Origin of the sequence: Leptospira meyeri (genome assembly GCF_004368965.1) — a bacterium.
Taxonomy (GTDB): Bacteria; Spirochaetota; Leptospiria; order Leptospirales; family Leptospiraceae; genus Leptospira_A; species Leptospira_A meyeri.
In genome coordinates this window covers 1137893-1163104 of record NZ_SORO01000001.1, presented here as the reverse complement: position 1 = coordinate 1163104, position 25212 = coordinate 1137893, and the positions used below count along the sequence as shown (strand labels likewise).

The following is a 25212-nucleotide window of genomic DNA, read 5'->3' as shown; positions in this document are numbered from 1 at the left end:
TTTATGTTTTACTGATGGCTTGGATTGCAGAGGCGACTGCAGAATCCATACTTCCAGTATGCAAGGCCAAATGTTCTCCAGCAAAATAAACACGTTCAAAAGGTTCGGCCCAAATATCTTTGATTCCGAAACTTCCCGGTGGAAACAAAGATACAAAACCCGGGCGCCCAGTTGTTTTTTGAAAACTATGGAAAACGAATGGAGATTCAAGAATTAACTCTAAATTTTCAACTTCTTCCAATGAGGATGTCATAAGATTCTTTTTCTGGCGATCACTTCCTTTTTCAAATAAAGCCGCTCTATCTCCAGTTGAAATTGATGTAACGGCAGTTACGCTACTCCCAATGGCTGCTTCAGAAACATACAAAGTTTCGGCAGCTGTATTCGTGGAAAGAAAGAGTTTTGATAGAGATTCTTTGGATTTAACTAAACTCAAGTTTTTGGAAATTTTCCCTGTTTGCATTCTCAATGCAGAATAAATCAAATCTTTTGGTAATCCAGGAGTCCATTTGATATCTAGAACGGCAGCAGCAGGTAAGGCACAAATGACTAAACTTCCTTTTACAGATCTACCAGAAAACAATTCAACTGTGACTTGATTTTTTTGTTGTGAGACTTTGGTTACGGTTTCTCCTAAAATGATTTCCTGATTTCGCAATGAGTTCGTTAGTTCTTTGATGATTCGTTCAGCCCCACCTCTCACTTGGAATTTAGGTTTGAGAGCCGATTGTAAAGCAGAAAGATCATCTAGCACGGATTCGCTTGAAATTTGGTTGAGATCCGCACCTAGAATCACTCGGTAAAGATCATTCATTGAACGGATTTCTTCTTCTGTTAATCCTTGGTATCTTGCATAAGAAGAGAAATTGATTTTGTCCAATCCTTGTTTTTGCGTAGTTCCCAAAGATTTATGTAGTTCAATGACTTTGTCTAAGGTTTCGATGGATGCAGATGAAATTTTTAAGAAATCAGCATTTGTTTTTTGGAATGAAAATCGATCGGTTATACTTGCGGGAACCAAATCTAAGTTCAGTTGTTTTACTAAACTTTTAATGTCGGTTTGGCCTTCGCCTATCCACTCACCACCTAAATCTTGTAAGATCCCTAGTTCTGGGTTTTCATAAGTGGCAATCCTTCCACCCAATTTTTCTCCTCTTTCGATGACGGTCACATCATAGCCGGTTTGTTTTAAGAGGTAAGCCGCATAGAGACCCGAGAGTCCTCCACCAAGAACAATGGCTTTTTTCCCACCACTAGACTTCGGTTTGGTTTCAGTCGTTGTTATCGTTGTGGTTTGTCCGAATGATTTTTTGGGAAGCAGGACGCCTGCACCGAAAGTGACAGCGCTCATCTTTTGTAGGAAACTTTTTCGATTCATAGAACTTTCCCCTATTTTAACATTGGAAACAAAAAAGGCTAGAAAAATTAGAAAAATACAATCTAGTAACTTTGTCTTTTTAAGCGAATTGGGAGATTATTGCCTTTGTCTTTCCAGAATATAAAATTATTTTTCCTTAGTCTCCTGGTGTTTTTACCTGGAATTTTGTTTTCGGAACCTGCGGTTCTGCTTTCCCCAGAAATCACCGGTAAATCAATTTGGTCGGACGTTCTTGTTTTGGAAGACAAAGGCCAATCCATTTCTGAAGAAAGTATTACCAATGGATCTTTGGATTCCAAATTTCAAAAAATTAGTTCTCCCAATTTAGGTTTTTCTCAATCTACTTTTTGGATTCGAGTTTTGGTAAAAAATCCAACCGAAGATACAATCCGTTGGAATTTAGTATTTGATTTCCCACTTTTGGATGAAATTAAAATTTTTGGAATTGGACTCCCTAAGTCTCTTGTTCGAACCTTAGGTGATGCTTTTCCTTTTTCAGAAAGAAATTTAGATTATCGAAATCCCGTTTTTCCATTGGAAACCCAACCAGGTGTAACTTCTGTTTATTATTTAAAAATTTTGTCCGAATCCACTATTCCGCTAACAATGAGTATATGGACAGAACGTGAGTTTTATGATCAATTAAATAAAGAACAAATTATTTTTGGGTTATTTTACGGAATCTTATTTGTAATGATTGCTTATAACTTTTTTATTTATATTTTCACATATGAAAAAAGTTATCTTTTTTATATGTTTTTTGTTAGTTCAATTTTTTTCTTTCATTTTATCAATAACGGATTTGCCTTTCAATACCTTTGGCCTAATTGGATTTTTTGGGCGAACCATTCTCTTCCCTTTTTTATTTGTGTTTCTTGTATCACGGGCCTTATTTTTTCGGATAATTATTTAAGTTTAAAAAAACATCTTCCGAAAATTTCCAAATTGATGTGGTTATGGGCCGGAATCCTGTTTTTGTTTTCATGCGCTACATTTTTTTTGAGTTATCGGATTGCAATGGTTACTTCCATTCTGCTCACCGTACCAACAGCTCTTGTTATGGTTTTTAGCGGAGCTTCTACTTATTTGTCAAATGTAAGGGCAGCTCGTTATTTTTTGATCTCTTGGTCGTTTTTTCTTACCGGTGTTCTTTTGTATTCTTTAAAGAGTTTAGGATTATTGCCAGACAACCAGATCACAAGATGGACCATTCAAATTGGAACTGCTTTACAAACGATTCTGTTATCCCTTGGACTTGCCGATCGAATTAATTTTTTAACACGAAGTCTCAGAGATCATATTAGAGAACTATCCCATGCAAAGTTAAAGATCGAAGAATCTGAAAAACGATTTCGTGAAATTTTCCAAGGTTCGGATGAAGTCATCTTAATGATGAATGAAAACTTCGAAGTGATTAATGCGAATAGGGCCTTATCAAAACATATGGGCTTTCGATTGGATGATTTACGTGGCAAAAAAATTACAGATTTAGTTTATACAGGTAAAGACCAAAAGTCTGACTACAATGTGATGTATGTTACAGATAAGTTAACCGATTTAAAAATGACAGGTTCTATTATTAATTTTAAGACAGAGTTTGATCAAAAATATGTAAAGGAACCAAAGGAAATGTACTGTAGGTTGCAATACATTGACTTTGATGAAACCCGGGAAGTTTTGGCGACCATGTCCTCACAATTTGAGGATACAATCATCCAATTGATTGAATCAGAGAAAATTGAGCTCTCCATGAATAATTATTTACGTAATGCAGAAATTGTTTCTCAAAAGATCACTTCCCAACTCGCTAAGTATCTCACCACTGTGGAACAAACAGAGGTGAGATCTTCGGTTCGCGAAATCATTATCAATGCAGTGGAACACGGCAATTTAAATATTAGTTTTGATGAAAAATCCAAGGCTCTTATGGAAGGAAATTACTTAGAATTTTTACAAAAAAGACAAGAAGACCCGCGGTATCGTCAAAAACGAATTAAAATCGAATATTCTTTTAACAGAGAATATGTTGCATATCGAATCACAGACGAAGGCCGTGGTTTTGATCATAAAAAACATATGGAAAAATCGTTAGAAGAAATGAACGAAGCTCATGTGCAACATGGACGCGGGATCCTTATGACAAAATCTGTTTTTGATCGAATTGAATACAACGACCGAGGTAACCAGGTCAGTTTGATTAAGTATTTAAATAAAGATTAGTTTCGAACCCAATCTAAAACCCACCATTCATTCCATTCTTTGGAGTAGAGTAGTTTGCCTGGTAGATGGCTCTGTAGTAAACTTAAAAACTGGTCTTTTTTTTCTGTGATGATACCTGAAAAAATAATTCGTGGTGCTTCAATTTTTGCCAAATGACGAATGTTTTGTGAAAGTACTGCAAATGTAATATTGGCAATGGCTAAATCATATTTGGCATTGGATAACTTCGGATTGTCTATTCCCGACTCTTCTACACTGAATTGAAATCCTTTTGGGTATTCATTTTCTTTCCAGTTAGACCACGCGGCCTTCACAGCATTCGGATCAATATCTAAAGCAAAAATTTTGGAAACACCAAATTTAGCAAGTCCTATGGATAAAATTCCAGAACCTGTTCCCACATCACATGCGGATTGAAAATTGAATTCTCCATGATCATACAATTCATCCAAATACTCTAATATAAGTTTGGTGGTTTCATGGTGACCTGTTCCAAACGCAACACCTGGATTGATGAAGAGTGGAATCCCCCCATTGGGTTTCCAAAGTTGGATGGTTTCAGGTTCGTTTTTTTCCCAAGTAGGAATCACCCAAAGTTTTTTCCCAATGGAGAATGGTTTATAATATTCCTTATAGGCTTCTTCATAATCACGAGTTTCAATGTTTCGTGATTCTGCATTCGAATTGTCCGGTGCGTTGATTTTTAAAAAGATAAGTATCTTTAGTTCTTTATCAATTTCGTCAGTTTGTAGATAAATCCGGATGTTGGTATTGTCTCGGATAAGCCCCTGGTCTTTTTCTTTAGGGGCTTCTCCATCAAATAAAATTTCGTAATAACCAACACACTGTAATGTATCTAACAGTTCATAAAAAATGTCAGATAATTCTTTTGGTAGATTAACTTTGAGTTCTCTATATTCCAATCTTAACCTATTTCGTCCGTATAATCCATAACAAGATACATGAGAGTTTCTTGGTCTGTTGGATTGGAATACTCATGCGAAACATCGGCTTTAAAGAATACAGAATCTTTTGGTTCCAACTCCACAACTTTTTCACCAACGCGTAACCGCAGTTTGCCGGAAACAACTACCAAGTTTTCAGTGGTTCCTGTTTTATGTGGCTCAGCAACTTCATGTCCGCCGGGTTTTAAAATAAGTTCATAAAATTCTGTTTTGCGATTTCCGAGAAAAGGGAAAAGTGCCCGGCTAGCAAAGACTTTTGAATTAGAATACAAGACTTTGGAATTTTCCGCTTTGAGAATATGGATACCGTCTTGGTTTTTCTCTTTGAGGAGCTCAGAAAAAGGAACATTGAGTCCGTTTGCAATCTTCCACAACACAGAAATCGTAGGAACTGACTTCCCTTGTTCGATCTGTGATAACATCGCACGACTCACACCACATCGGTTTGCGAGTTTATCCAAAGAAAAACCTTTTGTATGACGGATGAGTTTCAGATTTTCTTTGACGACATCTGTTATATAATCGCCAGACTCTGAAATCAACTGGTCTATTCCGTCACTCGGTTGCTCTACTTTACTTACCATTGTCCAAGCGTCCAATATAACAGAGGTGCTGTCAAGAAACTAACGTTTGATCCTTTCTTTTTTCTCTTCCACCACAAAGACGGGGGGAAGTTTCAGACCTTGCGGAAATTTTTTATGAATTTCTTTTGCCGAACCGCGAAAACTCGTTTCACCTGCCATAGAGATTCCTAGTGCCAGAAAGATTTGGCGATCCCCTGGGAGGATTTTTGCTAAGGTTTCCAGACAATGTTTGGCCCGGTAAGGTGTTTCATAAAAAGCAAGGGTGATCCCAAGCCCCATGTATTGTTTCAAAGTTCGTTCTCTTTCTTTTTCCTCTCTAGGCAAAAATCCCAAAAAGAGAAAAGGAGAGGTGGCAAACCCAGAACTTGTTAGAGCAGCGATAAGAGCTGTTGGTCCTGGAGCCGAACGAACTTCCACTCCCATCTCCCAAGCCAGAGGGACAATCCACTTCCCTGGATCTTCTAGGCCGGGACTTCCCGAATCAGAAATGAGGCAGGTTCTTTTGGTGGTCGCAAGTTTCATTGCGATCTCATCCATTTCTTCCCTAGAAGTATGTTCGTTCAGAAGGTCAAATGGTTTGGAAATTCCTAACTTCTTTAAAAAAGTAGAGGTGGTCCTTTGTTCTTCACCAATGATCCAGTCTGCTTCCTCTAACAAGGCTTTGGTGCGAGGAGGGATGTCTCCATCATTTCCGATGGAATTTGATACTAAATAAAGTCGATTCATGTCAGCACAGGAGGAAAAGTAAAATAGGGTTGGATATAAATTCCTTTGTTTGCACAGGCAGAGGCAAATTCAGGATTGTCTCTGTTGATGGCTACGGCCATTTGTTTGGCTCGGCAAAGCATCGGGTAGTCGTTAAAGGAATCTCCAAACGCAAGGTCTGGATATACACCAATTCTTTCTTCGATGGCTTTTACTTTTCCTTCCCCATATGTATAAGGTTCAATCAGTTTGTGAGTGTATTTCCCGTTTTCACCTAACTCTTGTCTCATCCCAATGACCTTGGATTCTTCCACGGGGAAGAGGTGGGAAATGGCCGCAATCCCGGGTTCAGGAGATGCGGTTACAATGTACACTGTCCAATTGTAGTAGTTTAAATAAGCGATTAGATCTTTCATTTCCACTTGGGGAAATACGCCGGAATCTTTGTCGTAGTGATTGACTCGCTCCCAGGCCCTTCTCGATACTTCATAGTATTCTACCTTGTCCATTCCCTGAAAGATAAAACTAGTCCAGCGGTATCCTCTTTCGATTCCGTATTCTTTTAATTGGTAGGTGTATTCTTCCCAAACCAATCGTTCCTTTTCGGCAAAACTTAATTTTGTATGGTCCCTCCAAAGTTCTTTATCTCGAAAAAATTCGGATAAATCATGCGGCACAAATTTAAGCCCATCATGGAGGAGTTCATCCATGATCTTTTCACCGAAGTCGTTGCGAATGAGTGTGTTATCGAAATCAAAACAGGCAATGCCTGGTGCTTTAGGTATGATGGATGTCAGACGGTCGAAAATTTCGTCCGTCCAACTGTTCTTTGTCAGGTTAGTCACTAATACTTAGTCTGCAAATCCAACGATGCTTGTGGCAACTCCTTCTTCATAGGGAGTGAGAAAGTTTTCTGGATTGAGATAAACATTGTGAAATCGAACTTCAAAATGGACATGAGGACCAGTGGACTTTCCGGTATTTCCGGAAAAAGCAATGATCTGTCCTTTGCGAACCACATCCCCAGGTTTTACAAGTAACTCTTGGTTATGGCCATACACTGTATGAAAATGATTCATGTCATGGTGGTAAATTTTGACTGCCAAGCCATAATCCCCGCTGCGACCTGCTTCTTCTACCACTCCGTCTGCGGCAGAAAGGACAACGGAATTTTTCGGAATGGCGATGTCGAGACCCGTGTGCCAGGTGTTCCAGCGCCTTCCAATCCGAGAAGAGATTCGGGATTTGTGATTGGGTAAAACTGGCCAAATGAATTGGTCAATGGGAGATTCGACAGTTTCGCGGAAGAGTTCTTTTTCTTGGAGTCCCCGCATATATTCTGCAGAATAAGGAAAGAAAATGGAACGTTTCAAACGAGGAAGATCTGCCTCTTTGAGGTTATTGATCTCCATTACCTCTTGGGCAAGGATCCCAAACTCAGAAGCCTTTTCGAGTAGGCTTTTTTTCTCTGCATTTAGGTCTACCCAAAGACCCCACTGCTCGTTATAACGTTGGAAGACATGGTTGTCCAAAAAAACAGGACCATTTTTTTGCTTCTGGTAGGCCGCATAGGCGGAGTAGGTCACTACAAACAGGATTAGGACTAGAATGATATAGTAACTTCGGTTTCGCTTCATCTCATTTCGCCTCAAAAATTCTGGTGCAATGCCAAATTCTCACGGGCCCTCGTCCGGTCAAGGGGAACGGTCGAAGGAATCCGCCCTATTCATGGCATTTATGTGACATAACACTGAGAGTGGTTTTCAGGTCACCTGTTTTTCTGTAGTTAAAATGATTAGAGAGCAGTGTTCAGAGGGGGAAACCAAACTTCCTACCAGAAAGAATCTGGTAGGAAAGAGATTGTGATCCGCTATTGATTCGAAAAGAGATCAGGCTGCCTGGGCTTTCTGTCCGCTGGTGCGATAAAGGTAGATTCCAGCCACGAGGAGGCAGACAATTCCAATCGCATAATAAGCCCAACCCACACCAAAGTAACCTAGGACGAGAAATCCAAAGAGGAGCCTTGTAATTTCCATGGCTCCCGCCCAGGACTTTCCTTCGATCAGAGCATTGATGGCAAGTAGGGACAAAGTCACCCAAACGGTCACAAGGATTTGAGAGACCATCGAAAATTTTGTCACAAACAAAAGAAAGGCAAAGGACAATAGGAGGACGAGAACAAACCAAGTTGTCGTGTATGTTCTCACTTCCGATTGGGGTTTCGGATCATATTTATGAAAAGTTTCAGGGCGAACCTCGGGGATAGGCAAAAATCCTGCTGGTTTTGTTCCTTCTCTTGGATACCAACCTGGTGGCTTGAAAAATACCTTAATTTTATCTAAGAAATACGGAGCACTGGCCGCTTGTTTGATCAGTTCCCAGTAGTAATGGATATTGGCATACACTGGATTGAAACTACGGAGGGGTTTGACAGTTCCATACACACAAGGTTCTGTTTCTTCTTGGAAAGTGCCAAACATACGATCAAAGATAATAAAGATCCCACCATGGTTTTTATCAATATAGATCGGATTGATTGCATGGTGGACACGGTGGTGGGAAGGAGTCGAGAGAAGGAATTCACCAATCTTTCCAATTTTACCCACTGCTTTGGTATGCACCCAAAATTGGTAAATGAGATTGATTTGTCCGCTGGCAAGATACATCCAAGGGTGGAATCCAATCAGAGCCAAAGGAACATAAAAAATCCAAGAGACAATCCCACCGAGCCCTGTTTGGCGGAGGGCCACTACTAAATTGTATTCTTCGCTGTGGTGGTGGATGACATGACCTGCCCAGAGGATATTGACTTCGTGAGCTAAACGATGAGACCAATAATAACAAAAGTCTTGTCCGATAATACAAAGGATCCAAGCCCAAGGGTTGGTCATGGCAAATTCAAAAAAACGGAAGTGTTCGTAGATATAAAAATAAGCAAAGAGTCCAATCCCTTTTTGGAAAAGTCCCCAGATTTGGGAAATGATCCCCGTGCTCAAGTCGGCGATGGAATCGTTTAACCGGTAGAGGGCTTTGTTTTTGCGGTATCCAATGTAGACTTCGATTCCAATGAGTAAGAAGAATACAGGAATGGCATAGGTAACAATGGGCGGAGGTGTGAAATTCTCGAACATAGCGGTGTTAATTTTGCCATCATTTTGACAAATGGTCAAGTAAATGTTGACCCAGGGTCAGAAATTGTTCACGGTTCAATTCCTCAGGTCTTGCTGTGGGTGGGATTTCTGCGTCTTGGATGGCTTTTCCCAATGCCTCACGAAAGTCTGGGTCCTCCGAAAAAGGCGATTCTCTTAGGCTTACCTGAATCTGTTTTCGTTTTCCCCAAAATAAAGTGCGAAGCATTCTCGACCAGAGCTCTACCTCCGTTTCGTTTTTGAGTTTCCATTGGTTTTCTTTCGATTCCTTTTTGGGAGAAAGTAGGATCAGGGCGGAATGGATTTTGGGAATGGGGAAAAAACAATTTTTATGAACTGTCTTTAGATATTTCACATCGCAAAATGCAGAGAGAAAAACAGATAAAGACGAGGTTTCTTTGACAAGGCGTTCGGCAAATTCCTTTTGTACCATAAAAATTCCCCCTCGAAAATTGCGACAGTGGATGACAAGGGTATTGATAATCTCCGTAGTTAGGTGGTAGGGCAAGTTCCCAAATACAAAAACCGCTTCTTGGTAAATATGAAAGAGATTTTTTAATGCATCTCCCTCAAATAACAAAGCTTTTGGAAACTTTGGTAAAATTTCGTCTTTAGCCAATTGGATATAAGCATGATCGATTTCGAATAGATAGGTTTTTTTGTCCAAGCTGAGAACGGGATAAGTGAGAGTCCCGAGGCCAATTCCAATTTCTGCTAAGGAAATATCATTAGTTAACAAAGGTTCTGCGGATTTTACGATAAAATCGACTATGTTCTGGTCAATGAGGAAGTTTTGCCCAAATTTCTTTTGGGCTCGAATTCCTTTGGCTTCAAAATAGGTCTGGATGTTGGAGATAGTCGCGTAAGGGGATTTCAAAAGTTTCCTCAACGAGTATCATTTTCCAAGCAGTAGAAATCCCAAGTAGTTTTTGGTATTGGATCCATTCATTCGCTTCCTTTTTTTTCCAAGGGGGGAAATCCAAAAGTAAAACACCTTTCCAATCTGGGTTGGTTTTGGATCGGTCCGCTTCTCTCGTTTGTTTTAAAAACTGTTCTACACCCTTGGGATTCCCATCAAAACGAATGATGGAAAAAACTGGGTTCATCTCCGCACCTAAAATTTTTTGGTTTTTTAGTTTGATAGGAAGTTGGAATTGACGGATCCAATTTTCTGAATGGGATGTTCCATGCCAAAAAACGTCCGTTATTTGGTGGTTTTTGATTTGAGAAAGAACTCCAGGCAAACAAGACTCTGATTCAAAAGAAATGGATTTTGGTGGAGGAAATCCAGGTGACGGTTCCGTCAATTTTTTAGAATAACAAGTTCCAAACAGATATAAATGATCTTCGAAACGAATGGAAAGATTTCCTTTTCCAAGTTTTGTTATGAATTTTGGGAGAAAGGGTTGTGTGGGGTAAAAGTAAGAAAATCCGAAAAACAAACTTGGAAGAATATAAAAACAAAATCTTAAAATGGGTCGGTTTAAAAATCGAAGTTTGGAATAAAAGGGAATGCATAGAATGAGAAATACGGAAAGGGCAAAAAGATCTTTAGGAACGTTCATCCACGTTTTATATCCCCGGCCATATTCAGAAAAAAAATGAAATAATTTTAGAAAAATAGAGAGTTCAAATGAGGTTGGAACCCAAATCCAAGATGTAAGTGGTTCTAATAAAAAACTGGGAACAAGGCTTTGTACAAATAAAGTCATATAAAGTGTTGGCAAAAGAATTCCTGCCATTGGAACCAATAAAAAGTTAATTCCAATCCCTCCAAAAGAAAAAGAGCGAAAATAATAGACAAGAATGGGAAAACTACAAAGTGAACAAGCAATTGTTAGATGAAGATTCTCTTTAAGAAAGGATTTTGAATCAGGAAATATAAGTTTATCGAGATTTGGTTTTATAAAAAAAATTCCAAAGACCGCTCCAAAGGATAACAAAAATCCAATGCTTAAAAAATCATAAAATAGAAAAAATGCAATGCAAGCGGAGGAAATGAGGAGTAAATCGGCAGGTCCAATTTTTCTGTAGAACAAAGAAGCTGTGAGAGTCAAAAAAACAAATAGGTAGGCTCGTAAAAATGATACTGGAAAATCCAGAGCAGCCAAATAGATAAATCCCAGACTTAACGATAGGAATAAAGAAATCCATTTACGTTTTGGAAAGCATAGATTTCCAAAAAACTGTATGGAACCAACAAAAATCCCCAAATGAAGGCCTGAGGCAGCAAACAAGTGTAAGATGCCTGATTCTTTCGCCAGATCTTTAAAATCGACCGGAATTTCCTTTGTGGATCCAGTCACAAAACCCATGACGATACGTGATTCAAATTTACTGAGAGGGGATTGTTTGATCTGATTTTCTAAATGAGAACGAAAAAAGGGATTTGTGATTCTTTTGTGTGTTTGTCCTTGAAAGTCAGCAAGAAACAAAAAGAGAAAGGAGGCAAAGAAACAAAGGTAAATTCTTTTGTCACTTTGGTGTGAAGTCAATCTCGGAAGGACTGAATAAAGGAGGAAGAGGGCGAGAAACGTAAAGACTAAGAGAGAATGAAACCCGGGAGTTTTTGTTCCCAGTTTCATGAGGAAGGCAGTTCCGCAGATTCCAAGTGAGAACCAACCAAAATCGGCTCTGGGGAGTAAGTAAGTCTCCGGCTTCATATCCGGAGAGGTAAAAAAAATCTATTTTTGGTTCTTTCCGTTTTAAAAAGGATAAATACCGAGAGTTTTCCGAACGTCTATGATTTTTGCCTGGGCGACCGTTTGCGCTTTTTCTTTTCCTTCTTTGAGGACTTGGTGCACATAATCCAAGTTTTGTGCTAGTTCTTCACGTTTGGACCGGAAAGAAACAAAGTGAGTTAAGATGGAATCCAAAAGATCTTTTTTGAGATCTCCGTATCCAGCCCCACCACGTTTGTATTTTTCAATTTGTGATTCTTTCTCGGAAGGAGAAAGAAAAAGAGAATGGATTTGAAAGATCACAGAAGTTTCTGGATCCTTTGGTTCCTCTACGGCCTTCGAATCACTCACAATCGACATTACTTTCTTTTTGATTTCTTTTTCTGTCCCAAAGAAGTCGATCGTGTTTTTGTAAGACTTCGACATCTTTGCCCCGTCCACACCTGGAACTGTCGCCGTATTTTCATCAATATCCGGTTCAGGGATGGTCAAAACCGAACCAAATTGTGTATTAAATCTTTCGGCAATGTCACGAGCAAATTCTAAATGTTGTTTTTGATCTTTGCCAACGGGAACTTTTTCTGCAGAAAAAAGTAAGATGTCACTTGCCATTAGTACTGGATAAGTAAAAAGTCCGGCTCCAGGGACAAAACCTTTTGCTACTTTATCTTTAAAAGAATGTGCCAATTGCAATTGAGAGACGGTGATGGATTGAGATAAATACCAAGTGAGTTCTGTGACTTCGGGAACATCACTTTGAACCCAGAAAACTGTTTTTTTAGGATCGACACCTAATGCTAGTAAGTCAATTGCGCACTCTAAGGTGAAATTCTTTAATTCTTCTTTGGATCGGAAGGTTGTGAGTGCATGTAAGTTTGCAATGAAAAGAAATAATTCTTCTTTGGATTGGTAGTCTAAAATTTTTTTAATCGCAGAAAAATAATTACCTAAATGAAGTTTGCCAGATGGTTGTAATCCAGTAAGGACTCTCATGATTCTCCTTCCGATTCTGAAACATTCATTGTATCGGAATCAGCTTGGTTTTCGGAAGACTCAGAATTTCCTGTGTTTCCAGCTTCTTTGTGGAAAGTGGAATAAGTGAGTCTTTCATATTCTTTATTCAATTTGATCAGTTCTTGTTCGATTTTACGATGAGCTGTGAGTTTGGAAGTGGTCGCCGGATCTTTAAAGATCACTGCATAGTTATAGAGGTATTTGGTGAATTGGATGAACACATCTTCCACCTTCATCCCGTTAATTCTTTCTTTGGCCACAACCATTTTGTCAAAATGAGGAATAAACCTTTGTGCAATTTTTACTTCTTCAATGACCTTATCTTTTGTAGATACGATTTTATCGTTCACTTTTCCTTTGGATTCAGTGACTTTTGCCATCAAATGGTTTTCTACAATGATATTGAGTTTATTTGCAAAACTTCCAAAGAACTCAGATGCTTCTTGTAAAGCTTGCACAATCGTTCCTGCAATTTGATCGTTTGCTGCATTCCCCGTGCTGTAATCCATTCCGTATTGTTGGAAACTATATTGAAAACTAGGGAATTTTTTATTGAAGTTGTCGATGGTTCGAACGAGTGAATTGAGTTGGTCGATTTCGTTTCTAAAAAGTCCCGGTTGGATGAGAAGGAGTTCTTGGTTTTGGTTTTTGTCACCAAGACGAACATATCCTTCGATTAAATTGATGTAAACTGTTTGTAAGTCACGTAACAAAAGATAAACGAGTCTATGTGGTTGTGATTTATAACTATTTTTGACTGTTTGGCTTTTGGCTGACTCGGGCATATGGTGAGCCATAAAATCATCCACAACCGCATTTAAAAAATCAAAACTGATTTTCCCTTTATCATCTATGGAAAAATAACGAGAACGTAAATTCGTTAGTTCTTCTTTTTTGAAAGTTCTTGTGTTGATATCGTCAGAAATTTTTGCAACGGTGATCTCCACTTCTTTTTGGATTTCCCTTGCTGCTTGGAATTTATGTTCTTGGATGGCAGGAACACGTAAGTCAGAAACAATCTCTGGCCAAGTAAACATTTTCTTTTTTGCTACAATATAAAACGCAGTGATCGCATCAGATAGCTTTGGTTTGGTGTTTTCTAAGTTAAGCGCATAATTCACACCTTCCATAATTTTGCCGAGTTTCGGTGTGAGTTTATCATCCATTTTGACAATATCTGGAAGATTGGATAAAATAATATCATTCGCATCACTTCTTTGTAAAAAGCGAACATAGAACATTTGCATTTTTAGAGAACGCTCTAAAAAGATATCGGCAGAAATTTTATCCAAAATCAAAGCATCCAAAGAGGCGAATGCATTATAAAACTTATTAAAGTTGTTGATGATATTATAAACAAGGGGAGTCCAAATCCTCCAACCTTGTTGTTCTGAAACGCGAAGGGCTTGGATGGTTGGAATCAGAACATCCTCTTTCATTCCTCGGAAAAGTTTTTCTACATTATTGGAAATGGTTGGGTTTCTTCCAAAAAGTCCAATGTCGATGGTCCCTGTATCTTTTCCAAACTTGCTAATGGAATTGTTTACACTACCGGCGCCACCGCCAAACAAACCAGCAAGAAGACCACCACCTTGTCTTTGTTCGATGGCTCTTTTTTTTGCGGGGCTTTGTTTTTGTTTGGCACTTTCGATTGTAACTAAGTCACTAGAACGTTTTGGTTTTGATTCTGGCGTTATAGGCCTGGAAATGACTTCTCTTTTTGGTTGTTCTCTTTCGGGAAGTCCGCGGTCCCTACCATCTTCTTTTTTGGGTTTGTTTTTATTTTCATAATCTTCATCCACTTTGCGAATGAGATCAATTCGAATGAAAACATCATTGGATTTTAAAATGGCCTCATCTATCAGCGCTTGGTGTTCCGGTGTCCGCGTTTTACGGTACAAGTCGGCAAATACGCGGTGTGCTTCTGTACGTGAAACCGGAGTCACAATTACTCCTTTTGGTTGAGAGGGTTCTCAACAATTTGTGAGCTTGTAGGAGGTTGGAAATTGAATAATCCCGTTCCAAGACCAATGTTTGTAGCAATCCCAGAGAAAGCTACTTCGGTGATTTCTTCATCGGAACGTTTCATTTTGAGTACACGAGGGAGGTCGTTATCAGATACAACCAAGATAATTTCATTATACCGCTTGGTATTGGAAGTTAGACGAAAAGTTCTGCCACTAACTGACACATTTTCGTAACCGGAAAGAAGTCCTCCAAGGCCACCTGAAACACCTTTCAGGTCTTGTTTTCCTGCAATGGATGAATCTGGATTGTAAAACCATAAAATCCGACCGTTGGAAGATATAATCCTTCCGTCGCTGAATCTGACATGAAGTTGGTTTGGGCTTTTATAGGAAACGACACCGGTCAGGCCACCATTGACAGTGACAGAGGCGCGAAAACTTTCTAGGGAATTCATTTTGCCAATGACGGCATTCAAACGATCCCTTCCATCCTCTGCCCAAAGGATACCCGTTTGGACAGAGAAAAGGAGAACAATCGAAAATTTAGGAAGGAAATTCCTCAAAGGACGAAAGTTCGTATTGGGATTAACCCAATACTTTTTTGAACTCAGAAGTAAGTGCAGGCACTACTTCGAAAAGGTCGGCAACAACACCGTAAGTCGCTACTTTAAAAATAGGAGCATCTCCATCTTTGTTGATGGCAACGATGTATTTAGAAGATCCCATACCCGCTAAGTGTTGGATGGCTCCGGAGATACCGCAAGCGATGTAACAGTTAGGGGAGACAGTTTTTCCTGTTTGTCCTACTTGGTGTGAGTGAGAAATCCATCCTGCATCCACAGTGGCACGGGAAGCACCAAGAGCAGCACCAAGAGTGTCAGCCAAGTCTTGGATGATCGGCCAGTTTTCAGGTCCTTTGATTCCGCGTCCGCCAGATACAATGATAGAAGCATCAGCAAGTTGTACTTTGTTTCCACCAGAAAGATCTTTAGAAAGGGACTTTGTTCTTACTTCACCAGCAGAAGCGCCAGATTTTTCTACTGCACCCGCTCCGTCTTTTGGAGTTACTTCTTGTGAGTTGGCACGTACAGTAAAGATTTGAATGTCAGAAGTGACTTTGAAATTTGCATACGCTTTTCCAGAGTAAATTGGTTTTTTCGCTACCACTTTACCACCGTCAACAGAAAGACCAACCGCATCCGCAACGATACCAGCATTTGCCTTGATCGCTACTCTTGCAGAGTATTCTTTTCCTTGAGCAGAGTGTGGGATGAGAACCACTGCAGGTTTTTTCTCTTGGATGATTGCAAAAATTCCATTTGCATAACCTTCAGGAGAAAATTCACCAAGGTTTGCACCGATCACTGTGTCAGCACCAACCGCTTTCAAATCACCTGCAAACGCATCCACGTTTTCAGTAATGACTACTGTATGAACTTTACCACCAATGGAGTCCGCAATTTTACGAGCTGCAGAAGTAAGTTCTTTTGAGATTTTTTTAAGTTCGCCGTTTTTTAATTCACCAACTACTAAAACATCAGCCATGTTCGTCTCCTTAGATGACCTTCGCTTCTTCGCGAAGAGCTTTTACAAGTTGAGATGCAAAACCTTGTGCATCTGCTGCTTCCAGTTTTCGACCAGCGATACGTGGAGGAGGTGGTTCGAGAGATACAACTTCGAGTTTAGATCCAGTTGCTCCGAGTTCTTCCGGTTTTTTCACATCGACCGGTTTTTTCTTCGCAGACATGATTCCTTTTAAGCTAGGGTATCTTGGTTCGTTCAAACCTTTTTGAGCAGTCACTGCGAGAGGAGCTGTTGTTTCTACAACCTCAGTTCCACCTTCGATTTCGCGAGTCGCAGTCACTTTGTTTCCGTCAAACTCAAGTTTGAGGGCCATTGCCACGTGAGGTATGTTCAATCTCTCTGCAATTTGAACCACAACTTGTGAACTATCTGTATCGATGGATTGACGACCACCAATCACTACATCTGCATTTTCAGCTTTGATGAGGTTTGCAAGAAGTTCGGAAGTGTATGTAGAGTCAAAAGTTACGTAGTCATCCACTTTTACGTGAACAGCTCTGTCTACACCCATAGCGTATGCAGTACGAAGTGCTTCTACGGCACGATCTGGGCCGAGGGACACTGCGATGACTTCTCCACCGCTTTTTTCACGAATTCTGATTCCCTCTTCGATAGCAAATTCATCATAAGGAGAGATGATCCATTTTACGCCAGCTTCGTTGATCGATTTGTCGCCGACTTTGATATTGGTTTCCGTGTCCGGAACCTGTTTTACTAGAACAACAATTTTCATTCCTTAACCCCGTTTTCGTGGATTACCTTAGACCAGAAAACGGGAGCGAAGTCATAAGGGAAGTAATTTATTCTCGGAAGAAACTGTATTTACTCCAATTGTAGGCCCAAATGATCCAGAGAATGACGACAAGGACGTTTGCATCACTCCTGAGGTAAAAGGAAAATCCTAAGGTGAGTGGAAATAGTAAGAAGAGTGAGAAGGCGATGAGAAGGACCAAATTCGGAGTGAATTTCCAGTCTTTTGTGGTCGCTTGGATTTGCACCAGGATACTTTGTTCGGGATTTGGCACCAATTTTCGAAATCGGAAAGAGTAAAGAAGGACAAAAACCAAAAGTGCAAGAGAATGGAAGCAAAGTAACCACATAAACCCACCCTAAATTTTAAGGAAGTAGGGAGAAGAAAAAAAAGATTTGGGGAAGGAGGAGAGGAAGGTAGGAAAGTTCGCAAAGGGACTTGAATGGAAAATTCTCCGTTCCGAGGAAAGTACAAACACCCAACCAAAGATAGGCGAGTCCCATCCCGAAGAAAAAAGGGTCTTTGACTTGGCCCTTCGTCCACAAAAAAATAAGGAAAAAAACTCCTGCTCCCAAAAGACAAAGTACGACCATCCTTAGCCTTTTCGGACTGAGATTTTGGTTTAGGGTAAAGGTATTTTGCCTTTGGTCAAACTTCCGATCCAGATTGTAGGTAAGGAGGACATTGGCAAAAACATGGAGAAAAAATACAAAGGCTAGTCCATCCATGTTGTCAAATCCTCCAAAAGGGGCGAGCACCCCGAGTGTATAAAATCCTGAAACCAAAATTTCTTTAGGGACTGGAGACTTCGCTCGCACTACCAAACCAACACAAAATAAAAAAGATAAGAGGAAGGGAAGGTTTTCCCAAAGAAAAGTAAATTCATAACAAATTCCAACAAAAATTGAAACAAAAAAAAGGAGGATTAAGATGATAACGATTGTTCGTTGGAATTTGTTATAAAAGTTTCCTCTTTCTGAAAGTAGTTCTTTTTCTCTTCTAAAATCCCATAAATGATCTGCCAAATACAAAGCCCAAACAGAACTTAAATAAAAAAGGAAAAGGGTGGGAGTTAGGTTTTGGTTTCGATACAAAGAGAAAAAGGAAAGGTTGGCGAAAAGGGAAATCAGGATGTCCAAAGCAAGAAAGGAAGCGAGTTTTCCCATTCGAACGATGAATTCGTTTTGGAACATCATTCATTGATAAGGACGGATTCTGATTTGGCAAAGAGAAAATTCCCTTGCCATGAAAACTTTCCGTGATGGAATGTCTGCCAATGTTCGCATCCATACTCAAAGCCATTCGTTCAGTATATTGCATTCGTGACCAGTTTCCAAGATACATGTCAGAACTTCTATACCAAGAAGAACAAATGGGAGCTCTGTTTGCAGTTCGGTTTCGGTATGTGATTGGAGTGGCCCTTGTTGCTAGTGCAGTAGCCAATCTAAGTAATACAGATTCAGTATATGGATATTTAACCAATTATGTAGCGATTACATTTTATTTTATTAATACCTTTGTTCATGCTCAAATTTTAAAAAAAAGTAAAGGGCATTGGAAAACAAAGTATGATTACATTAGTTTGTTGATCGATAACCTTCTGGTGACTGTGACTATTTTTAATTGGTACATTTTAAAAGGGGAAGGAAATCCAAATTTTCTTGTAAAAACTCCATTGGTTGTATTTTATCTTTTGCCTTTGTCTTTAAGTTTATTCCAATACCGGTTTTCTCTCGTTAATTTTTCCTTTGTTTGTTTTTTATTAAGTTATTATGGGTTTCTGATATATGCATTAGTGGATACAAAGTCAGTAAGTGGAAATGATTGGAACCAGTATGTGCTTGGAGATCAAATCATTTTGTCGGATGCTTCCGTGACAAAACCTACAGTTTATTTAGTTTTGGTTTTTGCTATCTCCTATGCCATCTTTCGAAGCCTCCGAATGTTATTAAAATTTGCTGCAGCTGAATCGCAAAAAACAACCTTATCTCGTTACTTTTCTCCTGACCTAGTTTCTGAAATTGTTTCGGAACCTGAAGTGATCGCAAAAGGCAAACGTCAAAAGGTTACCGTACTTTTTAGCGATATCCGAGGGTTCACTCAGTTTTCAGAACCAATGGATCCAGAAACCCTATCTATTTTTTTAACAGAATTTCGTCGCCGTATGGTACGAGCCATCTTTCAGTATGGAGGGAGTTTGGATAAATTCATTGGGGATGCAGTGATGGCTACCTTTGGTACTCCATCTCCATCAGATACACAAGGAGAAGATTCGAAGAATGCTGTTCTTGCCGCCAAGTCTATGTTAAGTGAACTTGCGCAATGGAATGAAGACCGAAAAAAAATGGGGGAATCAGAAATCAAAATCGGAGTGGGGATTCATACCGGCGAAGTTTTTTGTGGAAGTATTGGATCAGAAGAGCGAATGGAATACACAGTCATTGGTGATACAGTGAATACTGCGTCGCGAATCGAGTCTGCTTGTAAAGATCTGGGTGTTACTTTTTTAATTTCGGAAGCTGTTTGGTTAGAAATTGGATCACCAACCGGTTGGGACAAAAAGGAACTTGTGACTCTAGTGGGAAGAGAACAAAAAATTCATCTTTATGCACCAAACGGATCTTAGGATGCCATGTTGATTTTATAAACAGCTTCGTGAAGGGCAGGATTGAGTTCTGGGTCAATGATATAAATCACACGAGATGTACCTGCCTGTAAGGCCAAGTCCATAATTGCTTTCCTGCGATCAATTTTAATGCTGTGTAAATCAAAATCGGCGATTTTGAATTTGTTTCCTTTTTGAAACACTGGATTGATGCTACAGATCCTTTGGAGTTTTGGTCTTGTTTGGTAACGGCCAACATCCAAAACAATACAAATATCAAAATGGGCTCTTCTTTCGGAATCTACGGAAGCAGTGATAACAAAGTCACCAAAGTTCACAATGTTTTCGTTATTCGTGAGGGAACTTCCCACATAATCTAAAAGATGTCTGATATTTTTATTGCTGTAAGAGAAAAAAGAATCATTTAAAATCATCTTAAGAGCTGTAGAAGATTTGAATGCTGGTCTCCATGGTTGGTTAGAAGTAAGAGAAGCATATTCGCTCGCTAAAGAAAGAATGGCAATGTCTTCTTCAAAACTAGCGGAGGTAACATTGTTTTCTTGTAAGTGGAGTTGGAGTTCAATGTCCTGTATGATTCTTTCTTTTCCAACTTCTTTGTTATATTTGTCTCGGACAGACATGAGTTTGGTAAACAAAGACCTTGGATCAGGAAAGTTATTATTCACTCCATTGCCGCGGTATGGTCTGTGGTGATTTAATATTAAAGTACGAACATGGGAATCAATTTCTGGCGCTGGGAGAGTCATCAAATAACTGATAATAGGGTGTTGTTGGACAACGGTGTATTCCTCTTTGGTAAGTTTAGGATTGTTTTTGATATCCAATCGAGAATATCCTACATCTGCTAAGTAACTTGCCATCATGAGGCTGAGATGGTCTTTTTTGTTGGATTCTTCTTTGCCTTCGTTGACAATCTTTTTTGTACGAACCTTCATCCCCATTGCCACCACTGTGCGTTTGGTCATGAGCTCCGATTCGACAGAAACCCCAGCCACTCCAAGGATCTCTAAAATATTAAAAATTCCCAGTTCATAGTCAGGATTACTTGTAAAGTCGGTAAGAAGTTCATTGACCGAGTTTTGCACAAACACGGCTTGTTCGGATGAAAAGGATGTTTTTCGAAGGTCTTCGATGAGGGCTTGAGATTGTTTGGCAAACCGGGCTGTTTTTTCTTGGTCGAATAATTTTGTCGTACGGCCTGGTTCTAAAAACTGAGCCCCATTCTGTTGTTTCGTTTTTTTAAGTTCAGAGATGAGAAAATAAACCCCTTGCATTTCAAACTTTAGTAGTTTCCCGAAATCTGCTTCGGTAGGGTTTCTTTTTTTATGAATGAGGATTTGTCCGTCTTTATTGTAAAGATCGAGAGGGATGTTATTGTTTTTACGAAAACTATTTAAAGATTCTTCAGTTAACTCAAATTTGGCGAGCTTTTCTCTAGGTACTATGTTTGTATCGTTTGTGCTCATTGTAATTTTTGCTTATGTGACGAAGGTTATTACCAGATGTTATGGTGATGTTTCAATAGAATCGATAAAAAGTAAATCATTCCTTAGAATTTAATATTACTTTTTGATTTATTGAAATGTCCTATTAGGGTATTTACTAGTTCTTAGTAGTGATACGATTATCAGATGTACTTTCTGTTTTAACTTAATATCAGTTGTGTCAATGTATGTATGGAAAAATAATCATTGTTAGTTGTAGCGAATTTCGCCTTTCCATTTTCTTTTTTCATTCCGAGAAAAACTGTTCGTTTTTGTAGCGAATTCAATCTTACTTAGGCAATTCCCTTTGGTTTTTTCGTTTACAGGTTCAGGAAAAGTACGAAAAAATTATTTCCATGAATACGCTTTCGACAAAAAAATCATCTCTCGATTTATTTAATCCTACAGAAGACCACCTGGCATTAAGGGAGTCTGTAGCATCCTTTGCAGAACGCGAAATGGATGAACAAGCAAAAGAAAACGATGAAAATGAATCATTTAATACCATGCTTTTCAAACGCCTTGGTTCAGAACTTGGAATTTTTGGAATTACAGTGCCGGAAGCTGATGGTGGACATGGACTAGACCCGCTTGCTTCTGTCATCATTCATGAAGAGATGTCTCGGTTTGATCCAGGATTTACACTTTCTTATTTGGCTCACGAAGTACTTTTTGTGAATAATTTTTTCTATAGTTCCAACCCTTCTCAAAGGAGTCGTTATTTGAGTAAGGTCATTACAGGAGAATGGATCGGTGGGATGGGAATGACAGAACCTGGTGCAGGTACGGATGTCCTTGGAATGACCACAAATGCAGTGAAGAAGGGCGATCGTTATATCATCAATGGAGTCAAACAATACATTACCAACGGATCCATTGGACAGGTTTTTCTTCTTTACACTAAGTTGGAAAAAACTTCCAAAAAAATGACCTCATTCGTGATCGAGTCATCGTACAAAGGTTTTTCGGTTGGTAAAAAAGAAGAGAAGATGGGAATGCGTTCTTCTCCTACCACTCAACTTGTTTTTGAGGATATGGAAGTTCCGGAAGAGAATTTACTCGGTTTGGAAAATGGGGCTGTCACTCATATGATGCGCAATTTAGAAATTGAAAGAGTCACACTTGCGGCACAATCACTTGGAATTGCTCGCAGATGTATTGATATCATGTGTGATTATACCATCCGCCATAGAGAAGCTTTCGGAAAAAAACTTTTGGAGTTTGGCCAAATCCAAAGAATGGTGGCCGAATCCTATGCAGACTACCAAGCAGCTCGTGCACTTGTCTATCATGTTGCAAGTGAACTTGGACCGGATGTCCGTAACTCACTTGGTGCGGCCTCCGCAAAATTGGTTGCAACCCAGATGGCGGAACGTGTTTCAAGAAATGCCATTCAAGTGTTAGGCGGGTATGGATACTGCCGTGAATATCCTGTGGAACGATTGCATCGGGATGCGATTTTGCTTAGCATTGGTGGGGGAACGAACGAAGCCATGCAAAAAAACATAGCGAGCGATTTGAAAAAACTTTGGTCCGAATAAACAAATCACTTTAATTTATATCCATCTTTCTGTGCAGAATGGTCTACAGGAAGATGGATACATTTTGGGATGTAGTAGTCATCGGTTCTGGGTTTGGCGGACTTAGTGCCGCTTTGTCACTTTCGGAAAAAGGCAAAAGAGTTTTGGTTTTAGAAAAAGGTACAACTCCCGGTGGTTGTGCTTCCAGTTTCCGGAAAAATGGTTATATTTTTGAATCAGGAGCAACAACCCTCGTGGGTTTGGAACCTGGGCTTCCCTTCCATAAACTTTCCTCCGAATTTCAAATTCAATTTCCACTTTTCCCATTAAATCGATCGATGGTGGTTCATTTGGGTGAAAAAACTGTTGAGCGTTACCAAGACCGCAAGGAATGGGTTCGTGAAGCAAAACGTGTGTTTGGTGGTGGTCTCCGAATGGAAGTTTTTTGGAATCTTTGCGATTTCATTTCTGAATCAGTTTGGAGTTTGTCCGAGAAATACAGATTCTTCCCTTTTAAAAATCTTTCCGATATATTGAAATCGATTGGATCTTTTCGACCTTCTGATATACTCGTTTTATTTTTTTCCTTTGTGTCTTTACGTTTTGTTTTAAAATGTTTGGGCCTTACAGAGAACAAGGCATGGATCCGGTTTTTAGATGAACAACTTTTGATCACAAGTCAAACTACATCGACAAAAGTTCCCATGGTCTTTGCATCCGTCGGACTCACGTATCCGCAATTACAAAACTATGTAGTCAAAGGGGGAATGGTTTCTCTTTCAGAAACGATCCTTCAAAAAATAGGAACAAATGGTGGAAAGATTCTCTATAAACAAGAAGTCATACATCTTAAAAAAATCACGACACCTGAAGGGAATCAGGAAAAGATTTGGGAGTTGCGTACGAAACATAGTGAGAACTTTTTATTTCATGCTCCTTTGGTAGTATCAAATCTTCCAATTTGGAACCTAATAGAGATTACTGATGACTTACCAAAACTAAAAAAGAAAACTACAAAATTTGAAAAAGGAATTTGGGGCGCTTTTTCAATGGGGATTGCCATACAAACCAATCCAGCCGAAGAATGGACAAGGACAGAATGCCTTCACCATCAGATCCATTTGAAGACAACTTTGCCTTATGGAGGAGGAAATTCGATATTTCTTTCTCTTTCCCATCCCGAGGATCCCATTCGTTCACCAAACGGTGTTCGTATCCTCTCCATTTCGACCCATATAGAAAATCCTGAATCTTGGATTCGTGATGTTTCTTATCTAGAAAAAAAGAAAAGAATGGAATCAATTGTGATTCAAACCTTAGAGGAAAAGTTTCCTTGGTTTCAAAAAGAAAAAATTTTGTTTCAACATTCTGCAACACCTGTTACGTGGAAAACTTGGACAGGTAGGAAATTTGGGAGAGTGGGAGGGATTCCTAATTCCTTTTTTTCGAATCCTTTTAAAATCTTGAGTAACCGATCGGAAGATCCAAACTTACTTCTTACGGGAGATACAGTCTATCCAGGACAGGGAATTCCGGCAGTAGTCCTTGGTGGTCTTTATGCAGTAGAACAATTCTTAGAAAGAAAGAGAGGTTGATTTTCGAATCAGGTCTTAGAGCCTGGGCGAAACGATGATTCGCCTTCCTAAGATTCTGATCCAAGTGCCGGGAACTTCTGCCAACTTGGGACCTGGTTTTGACCTTATGGGCCTTGCCTTGGATCTTCATAACCAATTTGAATTTAATTTTTCCAAAGAAATCACAGAATCCAAAACAGAATTAAAAAACGGCAAGCCCCTGCCATTTTCAGAAAAAGAAGATTTAGTTCATCAGTCATATCTTTCTTATTTTAAAAAATTTTTACCAAGTGTTACACCTCCACCTTATCATTGTAAAATGAGTCTATCTTTGCCCTTAAAAGGTGGGCTTGGTTCTAGTGCTTCCGCTATTGTCGCAGGTCTTTCGTTAGCCAGGGAAGTGCACAAACGATTGGAACCTACTTCTGTTCCAACAGAACCAGAGTTTACACAGTACTTGGCTGAATTTGAAGGACATCCTGATAATACATTACCTGCTTATTTGGGTGGGTTTGTTTTCGCCTATTCAACATTTGGTGAAAGGCTCAGATACTTTCGTAAAAAATTTCCATCCTCCGTTGCCATTTTTGTATTAACACCAGAGTTCCATGTTTCTACTGAGGAATCTAGAAAAACACTTCCAAAATCTTATGCCACAGCCGATGTGATTTTTAATTTGTCTCGTATTGGTGCTTGGATGCATTTTTTGGACAAACGAAAGTTTGGTGATCTTCTTGTTGGTTTGGAAGATAAGATGCACACACCATACCGAATTCCTAAATCCTCTCCCTTATTCCCCTTGGCAGAAACCTTTGCAAAAGCAGGGATTGGGTATTGTTTGTCTGGATCTGGACCAAGTTTACTTGTATTTTTAGAACGAAAATCTGTTAAAACCAAACAGGCAGAATTAGAAAAAACAGTTTCTTTGGTGATGGGAGAGGCAAAGATTCCTTACTCATTCAAACGAGTGAAACCAGATGGATTCGGGGTTCGAATCCAATTCAAATAGT

The 25212-nt window shown here is 39.4% G+C and carries 22 protein-coding genes; 5 read left to right on the top strand and 17 right to left on the bottom strand.

Translation table 11 applies throughout. The annotated features are described in order from the left end of the window. Position 1 precedes the first annotated feature (1 nt). Entirely contained in the window at positions 2 to 1378 is a 1377-nt protein-coding gene (locus CLV96_RS05455; RefSeq protein ID WP_004788508.1) for a flavin monoamine oxidase family protein, read from the bottom strand. A gap of 105 nt (positions 1379 to 1483) precedes the next feature. On the opposite strand from CLV96_RS05455, the gene CLV96_RS05450 reads away from it, so the two are divergent. After that, positions 1484 to 3598 carry a 7TM diverse intracellular signaling domain-containing protein gene (locus CLV96_RS05450; protein WP_004788700.1) on the top strand — a complete coding sequence of 705 codons (2115 nt, stop codon included), beginning with the start codon at positions 1484 to 1486 and terminating at the stop codon, positions 3596 to 3598. On the opposite strand, the gene CLV96_RS05445 is transcribed toward CLV96_RS05450, so the two are convergent. The 15 genes from CLV96_RS05445 to CLV96_RS05375 form a co-directional block, all read right to left on the bottom strand. Next, positions 3595 to 4521 (bottom strand): 50S ribosomal protein L11 methyltransferase, encoded by a 927-nt coding sequence (locus tag CLV96_RS05445; protein WP_004788875.1) that lies wholly within the window; start codon positions 4519 to 4521, stop codon positions 3595 to 3597. The two genes, CLV96_RS05450 and CLV96_RS05445, sit on opposite strands and share 4 nt — an antisense overlap. A gap of 2 nt (positions 4522 to 4523) precedes the next feature. Continuing rightward, a complete protein-coding gene (locus tag CLV96_RS05440; RefSeq protein WP_035983954.1) occupies positions 4524 to 5147 on the bottom strand; it encodes a helix-turn-helix domain-containing protein in 624 nt (207 codons plus the stop codon). A 39-nt stretch (positions 5148 to 5186) separates the two neighbouring features. After that, positions 5187 to 5873: a 16S rRNA (cytidine(1402)-2'-O)-methyltransferase gene (gene rsmI / locus CLV96_RS05435; RefSeq protein ID WP_004788772.1), complete on the bottom strand. Its 687-nt coding sequence runs from the start codon at positions 5871 to 5873 to the stop codon at positions 5187 to 5189. Next, on the bottom strand, positions 5870 to 6697 hold the full coding sequence (locus tag CLV96_RS05430) for an HAD family hydrolase (protein ID WP_004788584.1): 828 nt from the start codon (positions 6695 to 6697) through the stop codon (positions 5870 to 5872). The genes rsmI and CLV96_RS05430 overlap by 4 nt, the downstream gene beginning before the upstream one ends. Positions 6698 to 6703: 6 nt before the next feature. After that, on the bottom strand, positions 6704 to 7489 hold the full coding sequence (locus tag CLV96_RS05425; RefSeq protein WP_004789267.1) for a M23 family metallopeptidase: 786 nt from the start codon (positions 7487 to 7489) through the stop codon (positions 6704 to 6706). A 252-nt stretch (positions 7490 to 7741) separates the two neighbouring features. Beyond that, the gene (locus CLV96_RS05420; protein ID WP_004788752.1) at positions 7742 to 8983 is read right to left on the bottom strand and encodes a sterol desaturase family protein; all 1242 of its coding nucleotides are present in this window, start codon (positions 8981 to 8983) and stop codon (positions 7742 to 7744) included. A 19-nt stretch (positions 8984 to 9002) separates the two neighbouring features. Then, on the bottom strand, positions 9003 to 9878 hold the full coding sequence (rsmA, locus tag CLV96_RS05415; protein WP_004788481.1) for a 16S rRNA (adenine(1518)-N(6)/adenine(1519)-N(6))-dimethyltransferase RsmA: 876 nt from the start codon (positions 9876 to 9878) through the stop codon (positions 9003 to 9005). Beyond that, complete coding sequence (locus CLV96_RS05410) at positions 9832 to 11664, bottom strand: ComEC/Rec2 family competence protein (protein ID WP_004788966.1); 1833 nt, start codon at positions 11662 to 11664, stop codon at positions 9832 to 9834. The genes rsmA and CLV96_RS05410 overlap by 47 nt, the downstream gene beginning before the upstream one ends. Before the next feature lie 42 nt (positions 11665 to 11706). After that, a complete protein-coding gene (gene trpS / locus CLV96_RS05405) occupies positions 11707 to 12675 on the bottom strand; it encodes a tryptophan--tRNA ligase (protein ID WP_004788738.1) in 969 nt (322 codons plus the stop codon). After that, positions 12672 to 14642, bottom strand: coding sequence for a hypothetical protein (locus CLV96_RS05400; RefSeq protein WP_004789020.1), 1971 nt, complete (start codon positions 14640 to 14642; stop codon positions 12672 to 12674). Before CLV96_RS05400 ends, trpS begins: the two co-directional genes overlap by 4 nt. 2 nt (positions 14643 to 14644) lie before the next feature. After that, entirely contained in the window at positions 14645 to 15226 is a 582-nt protein-coding gene (locus CLV96_RS05395) for a LolA family protein (protein WP_004788865.1), read from the bottom strand. Between the two features lie 22 nt (positions 15227 to 15248). Beyond that, the gene (locus CLV96_RS05390; protein ID WP_004788769.1) at positions 15249 to 16208 is read right to left on the bottom strand and encodes an electron transfer flavoprotein subunit alpha/FixB family protein; all 960 of its coding nucleotides are present in this window, start codon (positions 16206 to 16208) and stop codon (positions 15249 to 15251) included. 10 nt (positions 16209 to 16218) lie between these two features. Then, positions 16219 to 16980 (bottom strand): electron transfer flavoprotein subunit beta/FixA family protein, encoded by a 762-nt coding sequence (locus CLV96_RS05385; protein ID WP_004788877.1) that lies wholly within the window; start codon positions 16978 to 16980, stop codon positions 16219 to 16221. A gap of 67 nt (positions 16981 to 17047) precedes the next feature. After that, a complete protein-coding gene (locus CLV96_RS05380) occupies positions 17048 to 17347 on the bottom strand; it encodes an LIC10362 family protein (RefSeq protein WP_040917572.1) in 300 nt (99 codons plus the stop codon). 16 nt (positions 17348 to 17363) lie between these two features. Then, positions 17364 to 18194, bottom strand: a complete 831-nt coding sequence (locus CLV96_RS05375) for a hypothetical protein (RefSeq protein ID WP_243836413.1) — start codon at positions 18192 to 18194, stop codon at positions 17364 to 17366. A gap of 80 nt (positions 18195 to 18274) precedes the next feature. Here CLV96_RS05375 and CLV96_RS05370 point away from each other — a divergent pair, with 80 nt between their 5' ends. Further along, a complete protein-coding gene (locus tag CLV96_RS05370; protein ID WP_004788538.1) occupies positions 18275 to 19624 on the top strand; it encodes an adenylate/guanylate cyclase domain-containing protein in 1350 nt (449 codons plus the stop codon). Here CLV96_RS05370 and CLV96_RS05365 read toward each other — a convergent pair. Continuing rightward, positions 19621 to 21090 (bottom strand): HD domain-containing phosphohydrolase, encoded by a 1470-nt coding sequence (locus CLV96_RS05365; RefSeq protein ID WP_004788448.1) that lies wholly within the window; start codon positions 21088 to 21090, stop codon positions 19621 to 19623. The genes CLV96_RS05370 and CLV96_RS05365 overlap by 4 nt on opposite strands. 374 nt (positions 21091 to 21464) lie before the next feature. On the opposite strand from CLV96_RS05365, the gene CLV96_RS05360 reads away from it, so the two are divergent. Genes CLV96_RS05360 through thrB form a run of 3 tightly spaced genes read left to right on the top strand, consistent with a single transcriptional unit; the run spans position 21465 to position 25211 of the window. After that, on the top strand, positions 21465 to 22649 hold the full coding sequence (locus CLV96_RS05360) for an acyl-CoA dehydrogenase family protein (protein ID WP_004788542.1): 1185 nt from the start codon (positions 21465 to 21467) through the stop codon (positions 22647 to 22649). 53 nt (positions 22650 to 22702) lie between these two features. Beyond that, entirely contained in the window at positions 22703 to 24223 is a 1521-nt protein-coding gene (locus CLV96_RS05355) for a phytoene desaturase family protein (protein WP_004789047.1), read from the top strand. Positions 24224 to 24257: 34 nt separating this feature from the next. Continuing rightward, positions 24258 to 25211, top strand: a complete 954-nt coding sequence (gene thrB / locus CLV96_RS05350) for a homoserine kinase (RefSeq protein WP_004788491.1) — start codon at positions 24258 to 24260, stop codon at positions 25209 to 25211. Position 25212: the final 1 nt, after the last annotated feature.